This is a genomic window from Enterobacter wuhouensis, from assembly GCF_035835995.1.
GTDB lineage: Bacteria > Pseudomonadota > Gammaproteobacteria > Enterobacterales > Enterobacteriaceae > Enterobacter > Enterobacter wuhouensis.
Window position 1 is genome coordinate 1,691,387 of sequence record NZ_CP142124.1, and the last position, 15,799, is coordinate 1,707,185.

The 15,799-nt window shown below is 54.9% G+C and carries 14 protein-coding genes; 13 read left to right on the top strand and 1 reads right to left on the bottom strand.

Annotated features, from left to right (window positions below; translation table 11 throughout):
- The first annotated feature begins 62 nt into the window (after positions 1-62).
- The 12 genes from serC to VPX56_RS08105 all read left to right on the top strand — a co-directional run bounded on the left by serC (position 63) and on the right by VPX56_RS08105 (position 14,136).
- Entirely contained in the window at positions 63-1,151 is a 1,089-nt protein-coding gene (gene serC, locus VPX56_RS08050; RefSeq protein WP_326470986.1) for a 3-phosphoserine/phosphohydroxythreonine transaminase, read from the top strand.
- Positions 1,152-1,221: 70 nt separating this feature from the next.
- Positions 1,222-2,505 carry a 3-phosphoshikimate 1-carboxyvinyltransferase gene (gene aroA / locus VPX56_RS08055; RefSeq protein WP_131635558.1) on the top strand — a complete coding sequence of 428 codons (1,284 nt, stop codon included), beginning with the start codon at positions 1,222-1,224 and terminating at the stop codon, positions 2,503-2,505.
- A 185-nt stretch (positions 2,506-2,690) separates the two neighbouring features.
- Entirely contained in the window at positions 2,691-3,374 is a 684-nt protein-coding gene (cmk, locus tag VPX56_RS08060) for a (d)CMP kinase (protein WP_119934853.1), read from the top strand.
- A 111-nt stretch (positions 3,375-3,485) separates the two neighbouring features.
- Positions 3,486-5,159: a 30S ribosomal protein S1 gene (gene rpsA / locus VPX56_RS08065; protein ID WP_010429251.1), complete on the top strand. Its 1,674-nt coding sequence runs from the start codon at positions 3,486-3,488 to the stop codon at positions 5,157-5,159.
- Between the two features lie 170 nt (positions 5,160-5,329).
- Positions 5,330-5,617 (top strand): integration host factor subunit beta, encoded by a 288-nt coding sequence (ihfB, locus tag VPX56_RS08070; RefSeq protein WP_014069584.1) that lies wholly within the window; start codon positions 5,330-5,332, stop codon positions 5,615-5,617.
- Positions 5,618-5,828: 211 nt separating this feature from the next.
- Positions 5,829-8,093, top strand: a complete 2,265-nt coding sequence (locus VPX56_RS08075) for a ComEC family protein (protein WP_326470990.1) — start codon at positions 5,829-5,831, stop codon at positions 8,091-8,093.
- Between the two features lie 36 nt (positions 8,094-8,129).
- Complete coding sequence (msbA, locus tag VPX56_RS08080) at positions 8,130-9,878, top strand: lipid A ABC transporter ATP-binding protein/permease MsbA (protein ID WP_131635556.1); 1,749 nt, start codon at positions 8,130-8,132, stop codon at positions 9,876-9,878.
- Positions 9,875-10,852 (top strand): tetraacyldisaccharide 4'-kinase, encoded by a 978-nt coding sequence (gene lpxK / locus VPX56_RS08085; RefSeq protein ID WP_263609166.1) that lies wholly within the window; start codon positions 9,875-9,877, stop codon positions 10,850-10,852. Before msbA ends, lpxK begins: the two co-directional genes overlap by 4 nt.
- Before the next feature lie 44 nt (positions 10,853-10,896).
- Positions 10,897-12,126 carry a winged helix-turn-helix domain-containing protein gene (locus VPX56_RS08090; protein ID WP_326470992.1) on the top strand — a complete coding sequence of 410 codons (1,230 nt, stop codon included), beginning with the start codon at positions 10,897-10,899 and terminating at the stop codon, positions 12,124-12,126.
- 45 nt (positions 12,127-12,171) lie between these two features.
- The gene (ycaR, locus tag VPX56_RS08095) at positions 12,172-12,354 is read left to right on the top strand and encodes a protein YcaR (RefSeq protein WP_006174474.1); all 183 of its coding nucleotides are present in this window, start codon (positions 12,172-12,174) and stop codon (positions 12,352-12,354) included.
- Positions 12,351-13,097 carry a 3-deoxy-manno-octulosonate cytidylyltransferase gene (gene kdsB, locus VPX56_RS08100; protein WP_131635553.1) on the top strand — a complete coding sequence of 249 codons (747 nt, stop codon included), beginning with the start codon at positions 12,351-12,353 and terminating at the stop codon, positions 13,095-13,097. Before ycaR ends, kdsB begins: the two co-directional genes overlap by 4 nt.
- A gap of 145 nt (positions 13,098-13,242) precedes the next feature.
- Positions 13,243-14,136 carry a YcbJ family phosphotransferase gene (locus VPX56_RS08105; RefSeq protein ID WP_131635552.1) on the top strand — a complete coding sequence of 298 codons (894 nt, stop codon included), beginning with the start codon at positions 13,243-13,245 and terminating at the stop codon, positions 14,134-14,136.
- Here the strand turns inward: VPX56_RS08105 and elyC are convergent.
- A complete protein-coding gene (gene elyC, locus VPX56_RS08110) occupies positions 14,113-14,892 on the bottom strand; it encodes an envelope biogenesis factor ElyC (protein WP_131635551.1) in 780 nt (259 codons plus the stop codon). The two genes, VPX56_RS08105 and elyC, sit on opposite strands and share 24 nt — an antisense overlap.
- A gap of 124 nt (positions 14,893-15,016) precedes the next feature.
- Between elyC and cmoM the strand changes: the two genes are divergently transcribed.
- The gene (gene cmoM / locus VPX56_RS08115) at positions 15,017-15,796 is read left to right on the top strand and encodes a tRNA uridine 5-oxyacetic acid(34) methyltransferase CmoM (RefSeq protein ID WP_131635550.1); all 780 of its coding nucleotides are present in this window, start codon (positions 15,017-15,019) and stop codon (positions 15,794-15,796) included.
- Positions 15,797-15,799: the final 3 nt, after the last annotated feature.

Genomic DNA, 15,799 nt, shown 5'->3' on the forward strand with positions numbered 1-15,799 from the left:
CACTGAATGATAAAACCGATATCCACAGTTATAACTTATGGCTTTTAGCGTGGTGAGGGGAAATGGCTCAAGTCTTTAATTTCAGTTCAGGTCCGGCAATGTTACCGGCGGATGTACTTAAACAGGCTCAGCAGGAGCTGTGTGACTGGAACGGTCTGGGTACGTCGGTGATGGAAATCAGCCACCGTGGTAAAGAGTTTATTCAGGTGGCGGAAGAGGCAGAAAAGGATTTTCGCGATCTGCTGAACATTCCCTCGAACTACAAAGTATTGTTCTGCCACGGCGGCGGACGCGGCCAGTTTGCCGGGATCCCGCTGAACATTCTGGGCAATAAAACGACGGCTGACTACGTTGACGCGGGCTACTGGGCGGCCAGTGCGATTAAAGAAGCGCACAAGTACTGCACACCGAACGTTATCGATGCCAAAGTGACCGTTGACGGCCTGCGTGGCGTTAAGCCAATGAGCGAGTGGCAGCTTTCCGGTGACGCGGCATATCTGCATTACTGTCCGAACGAAACCATCGACGGTATCGCTATTCATGAAGAGCCAAACTTTGGCGAGAATGTGGTGGTAACGGCAGATCTCTCATCGACCATTCTGTCCACGCCTCTGGACGTCAGCCGTTACGGCGTTATCTACGCCGGCGCACAGAAAAACATCGGCCCGGCGGGCCTGACCATCGTTATCGTACGTGAAGATCTGCTGGGCAAAGCGCATAAGTCTTGTCCGTCGATTCTCGATTATACCGTGCTGAACGACAATGATTCGATGTTCAACACCCCACCAACCTTTGCCTGGTATCTCTCTGGCCTGGTCTTCAAATGGCTGAAGCAAAAGGGCGGCGTTGCGCAGATGGACAAGATTAACCAGCAGAAGGCTGAACTGCTGTATGGCGTGATTGATAAAAGCGATTTCTACCGCAACGACGTGGCGAAAGCCAACCGTTCCCGCATGAACGTGCCGTTCCAGCTGGCAGACAGCAGCCTGGATAGCGTATTCCTGGAAGAGTCGTTCGCTGCGGGCCTGCACGCGCTGAAAGGCCACCGCGTGGTGGGGGGCATGCGTGCTTCAATCTACAACGCGATGCCGCTGGAAGGCGTTAAGGCCCTGACCGATTTCATGATCGACTTTGAACGTCGTCACGGTTAATCGCGCTGTTTTCACCCCCACAGCCGCTGCTGCGGGGTTTTTATTATGTTGAGTTGAGAGTTTAGTTTTCATGGAATCCCTGACGTTACAACCTATCGCGCGGGTAGATGGCACCATCAATCTGCCTGGTTCAAAAAGTGTCTCGAACCGCGCTCTGCTGCTGGCAGCTCTGGCACACGGCACCACCGTCCTGACAAACCTGCTGGACAGTGATGACGTTCGCCATATGCTCAATGCGCTGAAAGCGTTGGGAGTTCACTACACGCTGTCTGCTGACCGTACCCGTTGTGAAGTGATCGGCAACGGGGGGGCATTGCAGTGTACGGAAGCGCTTGAGCTGTTCCTGGGCAACGCGGGGACCGCGATGCGTCCGCTGGCGGCGGCCCTGTGTCTGGGAAGCAATAACATCGTGCTGACCGGCGAACCGCGTATGAAAGAGCGCCCGATTGGCCATCTGGTTGACGCCCTGCGTCAGGGCGGCGCGCAGATTGAGTACCTGGAGCAGGAAAACTATCCGCCACTTCGCCTGCGCGGCGGTTTTACCGGCGGTAGCGTTGAGGTTGACGGTAGCGTCTCCAGCCAGTTCCTGACCGCGCTGCTGATGACCGCACCGCTGGCCCCGCAGGATACGGTTATCAGCATCAAGGGCGATCTGGTTTCTAAACCGTATATCGATATCACGCTGCACCTGATGAAAACCTTCGGCGTTGAGGTTGAAAACCAGTCTTACCAACGCTTCGTGGTTCGCGGCGCGCAGCGGTACCAGTCTCCGGGCAACTACCTGGTTGAGGGCGATGCCTCCTCGGCATCCTACTTCCTCGCCGCGGGCGCCATTAAAGGCGGCACGGTAAAAGTGACCGGTATCGGTCGTAACAGCGTGCAGGGTGATATCCGCTTTGCTGACGTGCTGGAAAAAATGGGCGCGGTTGTCACCTGGGGCGATGACTTCATCTCCTGCACCCACGGCGAGCTGAACGCCATCGATATGGACATGAACCATATCCCTGATGCGGCGATGACCATTGCCACGGCGGCGCTGTTTGCCAAAGGCACGACGACGCTGCGTAACATCTACAACTGGCGCGTGAAGGAAACTGACCGTCTGTTCGCAATGGCGACCGAGCTGCGTAAGGTCGGGGCAGAGGTAGAAGAGGGTGAAGATTATATTCGCGTGACCCCGCCGGCAAAACTGCAGTTTGCCGAAATCGGCACTTATAACGATCACCGTATGGCAATGTGCTTCTCGCTGGTGGCGCTGTCCGATACGCCTGTCACTATCCTCGATCCAAAGTGTACCGCCAAGACTTTCCCGGACTACTTCGAGCAGCTGGCGCGCATCAGTACGCTGGCCTGATAACATCATGCCGCATCATCGGGTGCGGCATTTCCTTACGCTTCCTGACGTTCATTCCTGCCCATTTCTTCTACACTCAGCTTCAATCATTCCGTAATTTGCACGCAAAGGTAACAGTTGCGCACGTTGGCGCGTATAATGCGCGGCGTTCATGTTAACGGTATGCCTTAATTAAGGAGAAAACGATGACGGCAGTTGCCCCGGTAATCACCATTGATGGGCCTAGTGGCGCAGGGAAAGGTACTCTGTGTAAAGCGATGGCGGAAGCATTGCAATGGCATCTTTTAGATTCGGGAGCAATCTATCGCGTGCTGGCTCTGGCTGCGCTGCACCACCACGTGGATGTTGCGTCAGAAGAGGCGCTGGTACCGCTGGCTGCGCATCTTGATGTGCGTTTTGTCTCCACCGACGGCAACCTCGAAGTGATCCTTGAAGGGGAAGACGTTAGCGGTGAAATCCGTACTCAGGACGTCGCTAACGCGGCCTCCCAGGTTGCCGCATTCCCACGCGTTCGCGAAGCGCTGCTGCGTCGCCAGCGTGGCTTCCGTGAGGCCCCGGGTCTGATTGCCGATGGGCGCGATATGGGAACCGTCGTTTTCCCTGATGCGCCAGTAAAAATTTTCCTTGACGCTTCCTCGGAAGAACGTGCTCAACGCCGCATGCTTCAGTTGCAGGAGAAAGGGTTTAGTGTTAACTTTGATCGCCTTTTATCCGAGATAAAAGAGCGCGATGACCGCGATCGTAACCGCGCCGTCGCCCCACTTGTTCCTGCAGAAGATGCATTAGTTCTGGATTCAACCAGTTTAACTATTGAGCAAGTGATTGAAAAAGCGCTACAATATGCGCGCCAAAAACTGGCACTCGCGTAATCGCGACCGATTTAGCAGTACCCCCGCTGCAATGGATTGACGGCGGGTATGTGAAACAACCCCATCCGGCACGGAGCCAGGTGGACGTTAATATTAACCTGAAGATTAAACATGACTGAATCTTTTGCTCAACTATTTGAAGAATCCTTAAAAACAATCGAAACCCGTCCGGGTTCCATCGTTCGTGGTGTTGTTGTTGCTATCGACAAAGACGTAGTACTGGTTGACGCCGGTCTGAAATCTGAGTCCGCCATTCCGGCAGAGCAGTTCAAAAACGCCCAGGGCGAGCTGGAAATCCAGGTTGGTGACGAAGTTGACGTTGCTCTGGATGCAGTAGAAGACGGCTTCGGTGAAACCCTGCTGTCCCGTGAGAAAGCTAAACGTCACGAAGCTTGGATCACGCTGGAAAAAGCTTACGAAGAAGCTGAAACTGTGGTCGGTGTTATCAACGGCAAAGTTAAAGGCGGCTTCACTGTTGAGCTGAATGGTATTCGTGCGTTCCTGCCAGGTTCACTGGTAGACGTTCGTCCAGTCCGTGACACCCTGCACCTCGAAGGCAAAGAGCTTGAGTTCAAAGTAATCAAGCTGGACCAGAAGCGTAACAACGTTGTTGTATCCCGTCGTGCCGTTATCGAATCCGAAAACAGCGCAGAACGCGATCAGCTGCTGGAAAACCTGCAGGAAGGCATGGAAGTCAAAGGTATCGTTAAGAACCTCACTGACTACGGCGCATTCGTTGACCTGGGCGGCGTTGATGGCCTGCTGCACATCACCGACATGGCGTGGAAACGCGTTAAGCACCCAAGCGAAATCGTGAACGTTGGCGACGAAATCACTGTTAAAGTGCTGAAGTTCGACCGCGAACGTACTCGTGTATCCCTCGGCCTGAAACAGCTGGGCGAAGATCCATGGGTAGCTATCGCTAAGCGTTACCCAGAAGGTACTAAACTGACTGGTCGCGTTACCAACCTGACCGACTACGGCTGCTTCGTTGAAATCGAAGAAGGCGTTGAAGGCCTGGTGCACGTTTCCGAAATGGACTGGACCAACAAAAACATCCACCCATCCAAAGTTGTTAACGTTGGTGATGTAGTGGAAGTGATGGTTCTGGATATCGACGAAGAACGTCGTCGTATCTCCCTGGGCCTGAAACAGTGCAAAAACAACCCATGGCAGCAGTTCGCGGAAACCCACAACAAGGGCGACCGTGTTGAAGGTAAAATCAAGTCTATCACTGACTTCGGTATCTTCATCGGCCTGGACGGCGGCATCGATGGCCTGGTTCACCTGTCTGACATCTCCTGGAACGTTGCAGGCGAAGAAGCAGTACGAGAATACAAAAAAGGCGACGAAATCGCTGCAGTTGTTCTGCAGGTTGACGCAGAGCGTGAGCGTATCTCCCTGGGCGTTAAGCAGCTCGCAGAAGATCCGTTCAACAACTGGGTTGCACTGAACAAGAAAGGCGCAATCGTAAACGGTAAAGTGACTGCAGTTGACGCTAAAGGCGCAACCGTAGAACTGGCTGACGGCGTTGAAGGTTACCTGCGCGCTTCCGAAGCTTCACGTGACCGCGTTGAAGATGCAACTCTGGTTCTGAGCGTTGGCGACGACGTTGAAGCTAAGTTCACCGGTGTTGACCGTAAGAACCGTGCAATCAGCCTGTCTGTTCGTGCTAAAGACGAAGCTGATGAGAAAGATGCAATCGCAACTGTTAACAAACAGGAAGATGCAAACTTCTCTAACAACGCAATGGCTGAAGCTTTCAAAGCAGCTAAAGGCGAGTAAGATCAAGTTCTCAGCATCATTTGAGCTGTAACGCATTTACAGCGATAAGGATGAGGAGCAGACTTGACAGATTACAGGATTCGTCCTGTAATCAATAACAAAGGGCGGCTACGGCCGCCCTTGTTTAATGAGCTGTTCAGCTAATTGGTTTGAAAGGAACCGGAGGAATCATGACCAAGTCAGAATTGATTGAAAGACTTGCCAGTCAGCAGCCGCATGTCCCAGCGAAGGCTGTGGAAGATGCTGTTAAAGAGATGCTGGAGCATATGGCCACCACTCTTGCCCAGGGCGAGCGCATTGAAATCCGCGGTTTCGGAAGTTTTTCTCTGCACTATCGTGCTCCACGTACCGGGCGTAACCCGAAAACTGGCGATAAAGTCGAGCTGGAAGGCAAGTACGTTCCACACTTTAAGCCGGGTAAAGAACTGCGCGATCGCGCCAACATTTACGGCAACTGAGTTTAGCCATTAGGTTAAACTGGGTTTAAAAGAAAGCACCTGCGGGTGCTTTTTTTGTTTTTCTCCCGGCGCTTTCTGAATCTGTGCCGCACTTCTTGTGTTGTTTTTCTGCAAGCGATGAAATAGCGCTCGGCCTTTATCGTAACCTTTCGTTTTTCTGTCTGACGACCCGCTTTGCTATCCGCATACTTCCCAAAAATGGGAGGTAAACATGGGGATACCCGTCATTAGCGCTTGTGCCATTCTGGCAATTATTCCGTTGTATTGGTTACCCGTTTTGCCGAGTCTGCAGACTGTGTGGACGATGATGGCTGCTGGGGTAGTCTTTGCCATTCACAAAAAAAGAGCGCTGCGTTGTGCAGGCGTTGGAATACTCTTTTTTTGCTGGGGTATGCTGGCTGCACATGAAGGCGTCTGGCCGATGCAACACCTAACGGCCGGGCCGCAGAAAGCCGAGGTGATAATTACCGCCACCGATGGCGCAACGACGCATCAGGCAAAAATTGTTGCACTCAATGGCAAGCGCTGGTGGGCGTCTACGGGGGTGACGCTCTACGGCAATTATCTGCCGCAAAAAGTGTGCGCCGGGCAGCGCTGGGCCATGACGCTTCGGCTCAGGGCTGCGCATGGCGAACTGAATGACGGTGGTTACGATCCCCAGCAAAGCGCTTTTGCACGCCATCAAACGCTTAGCGGACGATTTACCGAGGCGGAGGTGATTGACGGTCGCTGTAGCGTGCGCGCCCAATATCTGCTGTCGCTGCAGAATACGCTCTCTGCATACCCGTGGGGAGGCGTGATCCTGGGGCTTGGAATGGGGGAGCGTCTGGATGTACCGCGGGAAATAAAAAACCTGATGCGTGAAACCGGTACGCTGCACCTGATGGCGATTTCGGGTTTGCATATCGCGCTCGCGGCATCCCTGGTCTGGCTAATTGCCCGCGGGGTCCAGTTTTTAATGCCATGCCGCTGGATCGGCTGGCAGATGCCGGTCCTCGCCGGGCTACTCTTTGCTGTTTTCTACGCGTGGCTAACCGGACTACAGCCTCCCGCCTTGCGCACGGTAATCTCCCTTGCCGCGCTGGCTGCGCTGCGAATGAGTGCTCGACAGTGGTCTCCATGGCAGGTCTGGCTATGCTGTGTGGCGGCGATCCTGATATGCGATCCTCTCTCTGTGCTTTCTCAGAGCCTGGCTTTGTCGGCGTTTGCCGTGGCCGCGTTGATTTTCTGGTTTCAGTGGCTGCCTTTCCCAAACAGGCAATGGGCTCGTCGACTGCGGCCGCTGGTGAACCTTGTCTATCTGCAGATCGGAATGTTGCTGCTGCTGATGCCCCTTCAGGTCCTGATTTTCCATGGATTTAGCCTCTCTTCACTGGTAGCGAATCTCTTTGCCGTTCCCCTTGTCACGTTCATCTCCGTACCGCTGATATTGTCCGGCATGCTGTTACATCTGTTACCGGTGGTATCTCTGGAAACGTCCATCTGGTTTATGGCAGACAGATCCCTTGCCGCACTGTTCTGGCTGCTGATGCGTTTGCCGGATGGCTGGCAGAGCGTTGATGAACGCTGGCAATATCTGACGCTGCTGCCCTGGTTTGCAATTATCGGTTGGCGCTTTCGCGCATGGAAAATGCTACCGGCAGCGTGCATTGCCGGTAGCGTTGTTCTGGCATTCCCTGTCTGGAATACGGCAAAAAACGATAGCTGGACGTTGCACATGCTGGATGTGGGGCAGGGGCTGGCGATGGTTATTGAACGCCACGGCAAGGCAATTTTATATGACACCGGCCTGGCGTGGCCTGGGGGAGACAGTGCACAGCAACTCATTATCCCCTGGCTTCGCTGGCATCATCTCCAGCCAGAGGGCGTCATTCTGAGTCACGAACACCTCGATCACGCGGGGGGATTGACGTCACTTCAGAGGGCCTGGCCAGAAATGTGGATAAGAAGCCCGCTGCGCTGGGCAGGCCATCTTCCCTGCTTTCGAGGGCAGACGTGGCAATGGCAAGGATTAACCTTTACCGCCCACTGGCCACCGGAAGGCTATGCTGCAAAGGGCAATAATCATTCCTGCGTGGTGAAAATTGATGATGGTGAGCAGAGTGTTTTACTCACAGGGGACATTGAAGCCCATGCCGAACACGCTATGCTTAGCCATTACTGGCGATTTCTGGCCTCCACGCTTATTCAGGTTCCCCATCATGGGAGCAATACGTCATCGTCAACGCCGCTGGTGCAGCGCGTGGAAGGAAAAATTGCGTTAGCTTCAGCTGCGCGTTACAACGCGTGGCGATTCCCGTCAGTTAAAGTGGTCAGACGTTACAGAAAAGAGGGCTATATCTGGCATGATACCCCCCGCTCTGGACAAATATCGGTGACGTTTTCACGCCATAACTGGCAAATCCGACGTCTGCGAGATCAATATTTACCTCGTTGGTATCATCAGTGGTTTGGCGCGCCAGTAGATAACGGGTAGAATATGCGGCTATTTCAACAAATGCTGGTTTTTTGAATGCATAACGACAAAGATCTCTCCACGTGGCAAACATTCCGCCGACTATGGCCGATGATTGCGCCCTTTAAACCAGGCTTGATCGTGGCGGGCATAGCGTTAATCCTCAACGCAGCCAGCGATACTTTTATGCTATCGCTTCTCAAACCGTTACTGGACGACGGTTTTGGTAAAACGGATCGCTCAGTGTTGCTATGGATGCCTCTGGTGGTTATCGGACTGATGGTCTTACGCGGTATCACCAGCTATATTTCCAGCTACTGCATTTCCTGGGTTTCAGGGAAAGTGGTGATGACCATGCGCCGCCGTCTGTTTAGTCACATGATGGGGATGCCGGTCTCGTTCTTTGACAAGCAATCTACTGGCACGCTGCTGTCTCGTATTACCTATGACTCAGAGCAGGTGGCTTCCTCATCCTCCAGCGCGCTCATTACGGTCGTGCGTGAAGGCGCGTCCATCATCGGCCTGTTCGCGATGATGTTCTACTACAGCTGGCAGCTGTCGATCATCCTTATCGTTCTGGCACCGATTGTGTCTATTGCTATTCGCGTGGTGTCTAAGCGCTTCCGCAATATCAGCAAGAACATGCAGAATACGATGGGGCAGGTGACGACCAGCGCAGAACAGATGCTGAAAGGGCATAAGGAAGTGTTGATCTTCGGCGGTCAGAAAGTCGAAACCAAACGCTTTGATAAGGTCAGCAACAAAATGCGCCTGCAGGGGATGAAAATGGTTTCGGCCTCTTCCATCTCCGACCCGGTGATTCAGCTGATTGCTTCCCTGGCGCTGGCATTTGTGCTGTATGCCGCAAGCTTCCCAAGCGTTATGGAAACACTGACGGCGGGTACTATCACCGTCGTCTTCTCCTCCATGATTGCGCTGATGCGTCCGCTGAAATCGCTGACGAACGTTAACGCCCAGTTCCAGCGCGGGATGGCCGCTTGCCAGACGCTGTTCAGCATTCTGGACTCAGAGCAGGAAAAAGATGAAGGGACGCGCGCGATTGAGCGTGCTAAGGGTGACGTTGAGTTCCGCAATGTCACCTTTACCTATCCTGGCCGTGAAACGCCGGCGCTGCGCAATATCAACCTGACCATTCCGGCGGGCAAAACCGTTGCGCTGGTTGGGCGTTCAGGTTCGGGTAAATCCACTATTGCCAGCCTGATTACCCGCTTCTATGACATTAACGAAGGTGAAATCCTGCTGGACGGTCACGACCTGCGGGAATATACCCTGCAGTCGCTGCGTAATCAGGTGGCGCTGGTTTCTCAGAACGTGCATCTGTTTAACGATACGGTCGCGAACAATATTGCCTATGCGCGTACGGAAGAGTACAGCCGCGAGCAGATTGAGAACGCTGCCCGCATGGCGTATGCAATGGACTTCATCAACAAGATGGATAACGGCCTGGATACGATTATCGGTGAAAACGGGGTTCTGCTCTCCGGCGGTCAGCGTCAGCGTATCGCCATCGCCCGTGCGCTGCTGCGTGATAGCCCGATTCTGATTCTGGATGAAGCGACTTCCGCGCTGGATACGGAGTCTGAACGCGCTATTCAGTCCGCACTGGATGAACTGCAGAAAAACCGTACGTCACTGGTGATTGCTCACCGCCTGTCGACCATTGAACAAGCCGATGAAATTGTCGTTGTTGAAGATGGCGTGATCGTGGAGCGCGGAAGCCACGCTGATTTGCTGGCGCATCGCGGTGTGTATGCTCAGCTTCACAAGATGCAGTTCGGCGCATGATCGCACGCATCTGGTCCGGTGAGTCACTGCTGTGGCTGCTGCTTCTCCCGCTCTCCTGGCTCTATGGCCTGGTGAGCGGTGCCATTCGTCTGCTGTATCGACTGGGGTTGAAGCAGGCCTGGCGCGCACCGGTTCCGGTTGTGGTTGTGGGGAACCTCACTGCGGGGGGGAATGGCAAAACGCCGGTCGTTATCTGGCTGGTAGAGCAACTCCAAAAACGCGGTATTCGCCCGGGCGTTGTGTCGCGAGGTTATGGCGGTAAAGCCGCGCAGTACCCGCTGTTATTGAAAGCGGATACAACGACCGCCGAAGCCGGTGATGAACCGGTTTTAATTTATCAGCGCACGGGCGCCCCGGTTGCCGTATCCCCGGTGCGCAGCGACGCCGTTAAAGCGCTTCTATCCGGGCACGGTGTGCAAATTATCATCACCGATGATGGCCTGCAGCATTATGCCCTTGCGCGCGATAAAGAGATTGTGGTCGTTGACGGGGTTCGTCGTTTTGGTAACGGCTGGTGGCTTCCCGCAGGGCCGATGCGTGAACGCGCATCGCGCCTTAAATCCGTTGATGCGGTGATTGTTAACGGCGGTGCGGCAAAAGCGGGTGAAATTCCTATGCATCTGCAGCCTGGCAACGCGGTCAACCTGCTGACCGGCGAACGCAAGGCCGTTGATCAACTGCCAGCTCTGGTGGCGATGGCGGGCATTGGCCATCCTCCGCGTTTCTTTGCGACGCTCGAACAATGCGGTGCGCGGCTGGAAAAACGCGTTCCGCTGGCCGATCATCAGGCGTTACTGGCGGAGCAGGTTGATGCGCTCACCGCGCCAGGCCAGACCTTGATCATGACGGAAAAAGATGCGGTGAAATGCCGTGCCTTTGCGAAGGAAAACTGGTGGTACCTGCCGGTTGACGCTGAGCTCAGCGGCGAGCAGCCGGAACAATTGCTCAAGGAACTTATTGCGTTAGTGCGATAACGGCACACGCGGTTCTGGCGGCGCTTTGACTGACAGGAAAACGCATGTCTTTACCGCAACTCTCGCTTTCAGCTGCACGAAATCTCCACCTTGCCGCGCAGGGGCTGCTCAAAAAGCCCCGCCGCCGCGCGCAGCCCGCCGATATCCTTTCTACCGTGCAACGCATGTCGTTGTTGCAAATCGACACTATCAATATTGTTGCGCGCAGTCCTTACCTGGTGCTGTTCAGCCGCCTGGGGAACTATCAGCCGCAGTGGCTGGATAATGCCCTGAGCAGGGGCGAACTCATGGAGTACTGGGCGCACGAGGCCTGCTTCCTGCCGCGCAGTGATTTTGCACTGGTGCGTCACCGTATGCTTTCCCCGGACAAGATGGGCTGGAAGTATCGCCAGGAATGGATGCAGGAGCACGCTGCGGAAATCGAACGGCTTATTGCGCACATTCAGGAAAACGGTCCGGTACGCTCCGCCGATTTTGAGCACCCGCGAAAAGGGGCAAGCGGCTGGTGGGAGTGGAAGCCGCACAAACGTCATCTCGAAGGGCTGTTTACGTCGGGCAAAGTCATGGTGATAGAGCGGCGTAATTTTCAGCGCGTCTATGACCTGACGCACCGCGTGATGCCTCACTGGGATGACCAGCGCGATCTGCTCACCCAGGACGCAGCAGAAGCCATCATGCTGGAAAATAGCGCCCGCAGCCTGGGGATTTTCCGCCCCCAGTGGCTGGCGGATTATTATCGGCTGCGCCAGCCCGCCTTAAAGCCCCTGCTTGAGAAGTGGCAAGACGAAAAGCGCATCGCTCCCGTGACGGTCGATACTCTGGGTGAAATGTGGCTTCACGCGGATTTACACCCGCTACTACCTCAGGCTCTGGAAGGGAAACTTCAGGCGACCCACAGCGCAGTGCTGTCACCGTTTGATCCGGTTGTCTGGGACAGAAAACGGGCCGAACAGCTGTTTAATTTTAGCTACCGGCTGGAATGCTATACCCCCGCGCCGAAGCGTCAGTTTGGCTATTTCGTTTTACCACTGCTGCATAAAGGGCAGCTGGTCGGGCGCATGGACGCAAAAATGCACCGTAAAATCGGCACGCTTGAAGTCATTGCGCTCTATCTTGAAGCGGGCGTTAAGGTGACGGCGACCCTGGAGAAAGGAATAACCTCCGCAATTAGCGAATTTGCACGCTGGCAGGGAGCACACGGCGTGACGCTGGGCCGTATACCCGATGGGCTGTTTACATCCTGTCGAAGTGGCTGGGAAACAGGCACTCCCTGAAAAAGGAATGTGTTAAGCTTTAGCGATTACCCATACGGAGGAACTATGGATCACCGTTTACTTGAAATTATTGCCTGCCCGGTGTGCAACGGCAAACTCTACTATAGCCAGGACAAACAAGAGCTGATTTGCAAGCTGGACAGCCTGGCTTTCCCGCTGCGTGACGGTATTCCGGTTCTGCTGGAAAACGAAGCCCGTTCCCTGGTGGCAGAAGAGAGCAAACCATGAGTTTTGTCGTCATTATCCCGGCGCGCTATGCGTCAACGCGCCTGCCGGGTAAACCACTGGTGGACATCAACGGCAAGCCAATGATCGTCCACGTGCTTGAGCGAGCGCGTGAATCCGGTGCAGATCGCGTGATTGTGGCAACCGATCACCCTGACGTGGCGAAAGCGGTTGAAGCCGCGGGGGGGGAAGTCTGCATGACCCGCGCCGACCATCAGTCCGGCACCGAGCGTCTGGCAGAGGTGGTTGAAAAATGCGGATTCAGCGACGATACGGTCATCGTTAACGTGCAGGGCGATGAGCCGATGATCCCGGCGGTCATTATTCGCCAGGTTGCAGAAAATCTCGCGCAGCGTCAGGTGGGAATGGCCACGCTTGCGGTGCCTGTTCATCATGCGGAAGAGGCTTTCAATCCCAATGCCGTGAAGGTGGTGATGGACGCAGAAGGCTACGCGCTGTACTTCTCTCGGGCCACCATTCCATGGGACCGCGATCGCTTTGCGGCGTCAAAAGAGACGATTGGTGATACCATTTTGCGTCACCTCGGCATCTATGGCTACCGCGCGGGCTTTATTCGCCGCTACGTTACCTGGGCACCGAGCCCGCTCGAGCATATCGAAATGCTGGAGCAGCTCCGCGTGCTTTGGTATGGCGAAAAGATCCACGTTGCCGTTGCCGAGGAAGTACCCGGCACGGGTGTTGACACCCCCGAAGATCTTGAGCGCGTTCGCGCAGAGCTGCGTTAACGCTATCCACATCCCTCCATTCGGGGGGATGTTCTCCCGCCGGCGTATTTTTCCTGTTTCTTTTCCATAATTGATCTCTTCCGGGTGACATCTGCTCTCTGCACGCTCATTATAAAAGCAGTAGTCTTAATGGGGGTAATCTCATATGGAACAGCTGCGTGCCGAACTTAGCCACCTGCTCGGCGAGAAGTTAAGCCGGGTTGAGTGCGTGAGTGAAAAGGCAGATACCGCACTCTGGTCGTTATACGACAGTCAGGGAAACCCAATGCCGCTCATGGCAAGAAGCTTTACCTCGCCGGGCGTCGCCAGACAGCTCGCGTGGAAAATGTCTTTGCTGGCGCGGGAAGGGACAGTCCGTATGCCAACGGTCTACGGCGTGATGACGCATGAAGAACACCCCGGTCCGGATGTGCTGCTGATTGAACGCCTGCGCGGCGTCTCTGTGGAGGCTCCTGCGCGATCGCCCGAACGGTGGGAGCAGCTTAAAGACCAGATTGTTGAAGCGCTGCTGGCCTGGCATCGGCAGGATAGTCGCGGGCTCGTTGGCCCGGTTGACAGCACGCAGGAAAACCTGTGGCCGCTCTGGTATCGCCAGCGCGTTGAAGTCCTGTGGGGAACGTTGAACCAGTTCAACAACACCGGTTTAACCATGCAGGATAAACGTATTTTATTCCGCACCCGGGAATGCCTACCCGCCCTGTTTGAAGGTTTTAACGACAACTGCGTGCTAATACACGGCAATTTTACCCTACGCAGCATGTTGAAGGATCCCCGAAGCGACCAGCTGCTGGCGATGGTCGGCCCGGGCATCATGCTTTGGGCGCCGCGCGAGTATGAGTTATTCAGGCTTAGCGACAGCGGCTTTGCGGAAGGGCTGCTGTGGCACTATCTGCAGCGCGCCCCCGTCGCGGAAGCATTTCTGTGGCGGCGCTGGCTCTACCTGCTCTGGGATGAAGTGGCGCAGCTGGTGAATACCGGACGGTTCAATCGCGCCAACTTCGATCTCGCCACAAAATCACTCTTGCCCTGGCTCGCCTGACGCTCCCTTAAGCCACTGCCAGACTCTCCCGAGCGTTTCGTAACCGACGCGATCGCTATGCATCAACCATATGGGGGACGGGATCGCCCGTTCCCACGGGTTGAGCGGCGCATCGATGGCTATCTGATTTGCTGGTGCGGGCAGCGGGTGCAAGCCTTGCTTTTCGAAGAAGATCATCGCTCTCGGCAGGTGTGAGGCGGAGGTGACCAGTAAAAACGGCGCATCGCCGATAGCCTGCTTCACCGCCGCGGCCTCCTCTTCCGTATCTTTAGGGCTATCCAGCGTGATGATTGAGGCGCGCGGCACGCCAAGCGACTCCGCGACCCTTGCACCGGCTTCAGCCGTACTGACCGGGTTCGTTTTGGCCGCAGCACCGGTGAAGATCATTTTCGCCCCGGGGTTGGCGAGCCACAGACGAATACCCTCGTTTAACCGTGGAAGACTATTGTTAATAAGGTTCGAACTGGGCGCCCAGTTTGGGTCCCAGGTGTAGCCACCGCCCAGCACCACGATGTAGTCCACTTTCTGATTTCCCTGCCAGGTCGGGTAGGTCTTTTCGATCGGGCGCAGTAAGCCATCGGCGACCGGTTGCAGGCTTAATAACAAAAGTACAAGCCAACCCAGCGTTACGATCGATTTGCCACTTTTCTGAAAACGGCTGAACCAAACCAGCACCAGGCCCAGCGCGATGAGCAGTAGCAGCAGCGGAAGGGGGAGTAGCATCCCGCCCACGTATTTTTTCAGAGTGAAAAGCATCCTTTTTGGTTCCTTTTTTAACCATACAGCAGGCTATTAGTCGTGATATTACACCAGAGAGGTTCATTCTCCGCGCGGGTGTGACAAAATAGCGGTTTTGCAGTGAATGAGTGGAACCCTCCCAATGCGGGATCGCAATTTTGATGACATCGCGGAAAAGTTTTCGCGCAACATTTATGGCACCACCAAAGGCCAGCTTCGTCAGACGATCCTCTGGCAGGATCTGGACAAGCTGCTTGCCGAATTTGGTGACCGCAGGTTGCGCGTGCTTGATGCCGGTGGCGGGGAAGGTCAGACGGCAATTCTGATGGCGCAGCGGGGCCATCACGTCACACTTTGCGATCTCTCTGCCGAGATGGTTGCGCGCGCCGAGCGAGCAGCAGAAGAGAAAGGTGTGAGCGACAACATGCATTTTATACATTGCGCCGCTCAGGACATTCCCCAGCATTTGGAAACGCAGGTTGATCTGATATTGTTTCATGCTGTGCTCGAATGGGTCGCTGAACCGCAAGCCATGTTAAAAACGCTGTGGTCGATGCTGTGCCCGGGCGGTGCGCTATCGCTGATGTTCTACAATGCCAACGGCCTGCTGATGCGAAACGTGCTGGTGGGCAATTTTGGCTATGTGCAGCAGGGTATGTATAAAAAGAAACGACGCACGCTTTCACCGGATTTCCCGCGAGAACCGCAGCAGGTCTATGGCTGGCTGGAGGAGATCGGCTGGGAGATCACCGGTAAAACAGGCGTGAGGGTGTTTCATGATTATCTGCGTGATAAACAAAAACAGGATGACTGTTTAGACGCCTTAACAGAAATAGAAACGCGGTATTGCCGCCAGGAGCCTTATCTGAGCCTTGGCCGCTATATACACGTCACCGCGCGCAAGCCGCAGATGCAAGGATAATCT

What these genes read in the sequence shown, in the direction of transcription:
- lpxK (WP_263609166.1), top strand. Translation starts at nt 9,875, where the DNA reads ATGATCGCACGCATCTGGTCCGGTGAGTCACTGCTGTGGCTGCTGCTT.
- cmk (WP_119934853.1), top strand. Translation starts at nt 2,691, where the DNA reads ATGACGGCAGTTGCCCCGGTAATCACCATTGATGGGCCTAGTGGCGCA.
- VPX56_RS08105 (WP_131635552.1), top strand. Translation starts at nt 13,243, where the DNA reads ATGGAACAGCTGCGTGCCGAACTTAGCCACCTGCTCGGCGAGAAGTTA.
- VPX56_RS08075 (WP_326470990.1), top strand. Translation starts at nt 5,829, where the DNA reads ATGGGGATACCCGTCATTAGCGCTTGTGCCATTCTGGCAATTATTCCG.
- ihfB (WP_014069584.1), top strand. Translation starts at nt 5,330, where the DNA reads ATGACCAAGTCAGAATTGATTGAAAGACTTGCCAGTCAGCAGCCGCAT.
- msbA (WP_131635556.1), top strand. Translation starts at nt 8,130, where the DNA reads ATGCATAACGACAAAGATCTCTCCACGTGGCAAACATTCCGCCGACTA.
- serC (WP_326470986.1), top strand. Translation starts at nt 63, where the DNA reads ATGGCTCAAGTCTTTAATTTCAGTTCAGGTCCGGCAATGTTACCGGCG.
- ycaR (WP_006174474.1), top strand. Translation starts at nt 12,172, where the DNA reads ATGGATCACCGTTTACTTGAAATTATTGCCTGCCCGGTGTGCAACGGC.
- kdsB (WP_131635553.1), top strand. Translation starts at nt 12,351, where the DNA reads ATGAGTTTTGTCGTCATTATCCCGGCGCGCTATGCGTCAACGCGCCTG.
- elyC (WP_131635551.1), bottom strand. Translation starts at nt 14,892, where the DNA reads ATGCTTTTCACTCTGAAAAAATACGTGGGCGGGATGCTACTCCCCCTT.
- aroA (WP_131635558.1), top strand. Translation starts at nt 1,222, where the DNA reads ATGGAATCCCTGACGTTACAACCTATCGCGCGGGTAGATGGCACCATC.
- VPX56_RS08090 (WP_326470992.1), top strand. Translation starts at nt 10,897, where the DNA reads ATGTCTTTACCGCAACTCTCGCTTTCAGCTGCACGAAATCTCCACCTT.
- cmoM (WP_131635550.1), top strand. Translation starts at nt 15,017, where the DNA reads ATGCGGGATCGCAATTTTGATGACATCGCGGAAAAGTTTTCGCGCAAC.
- rpsA (WP_010429251.1), top strand. Translation starts at nt 3,486, where the DNA reads ATGACTGAATCTTTTGCTCAACTATTTGAAGAATCCTTAAAAACAATC.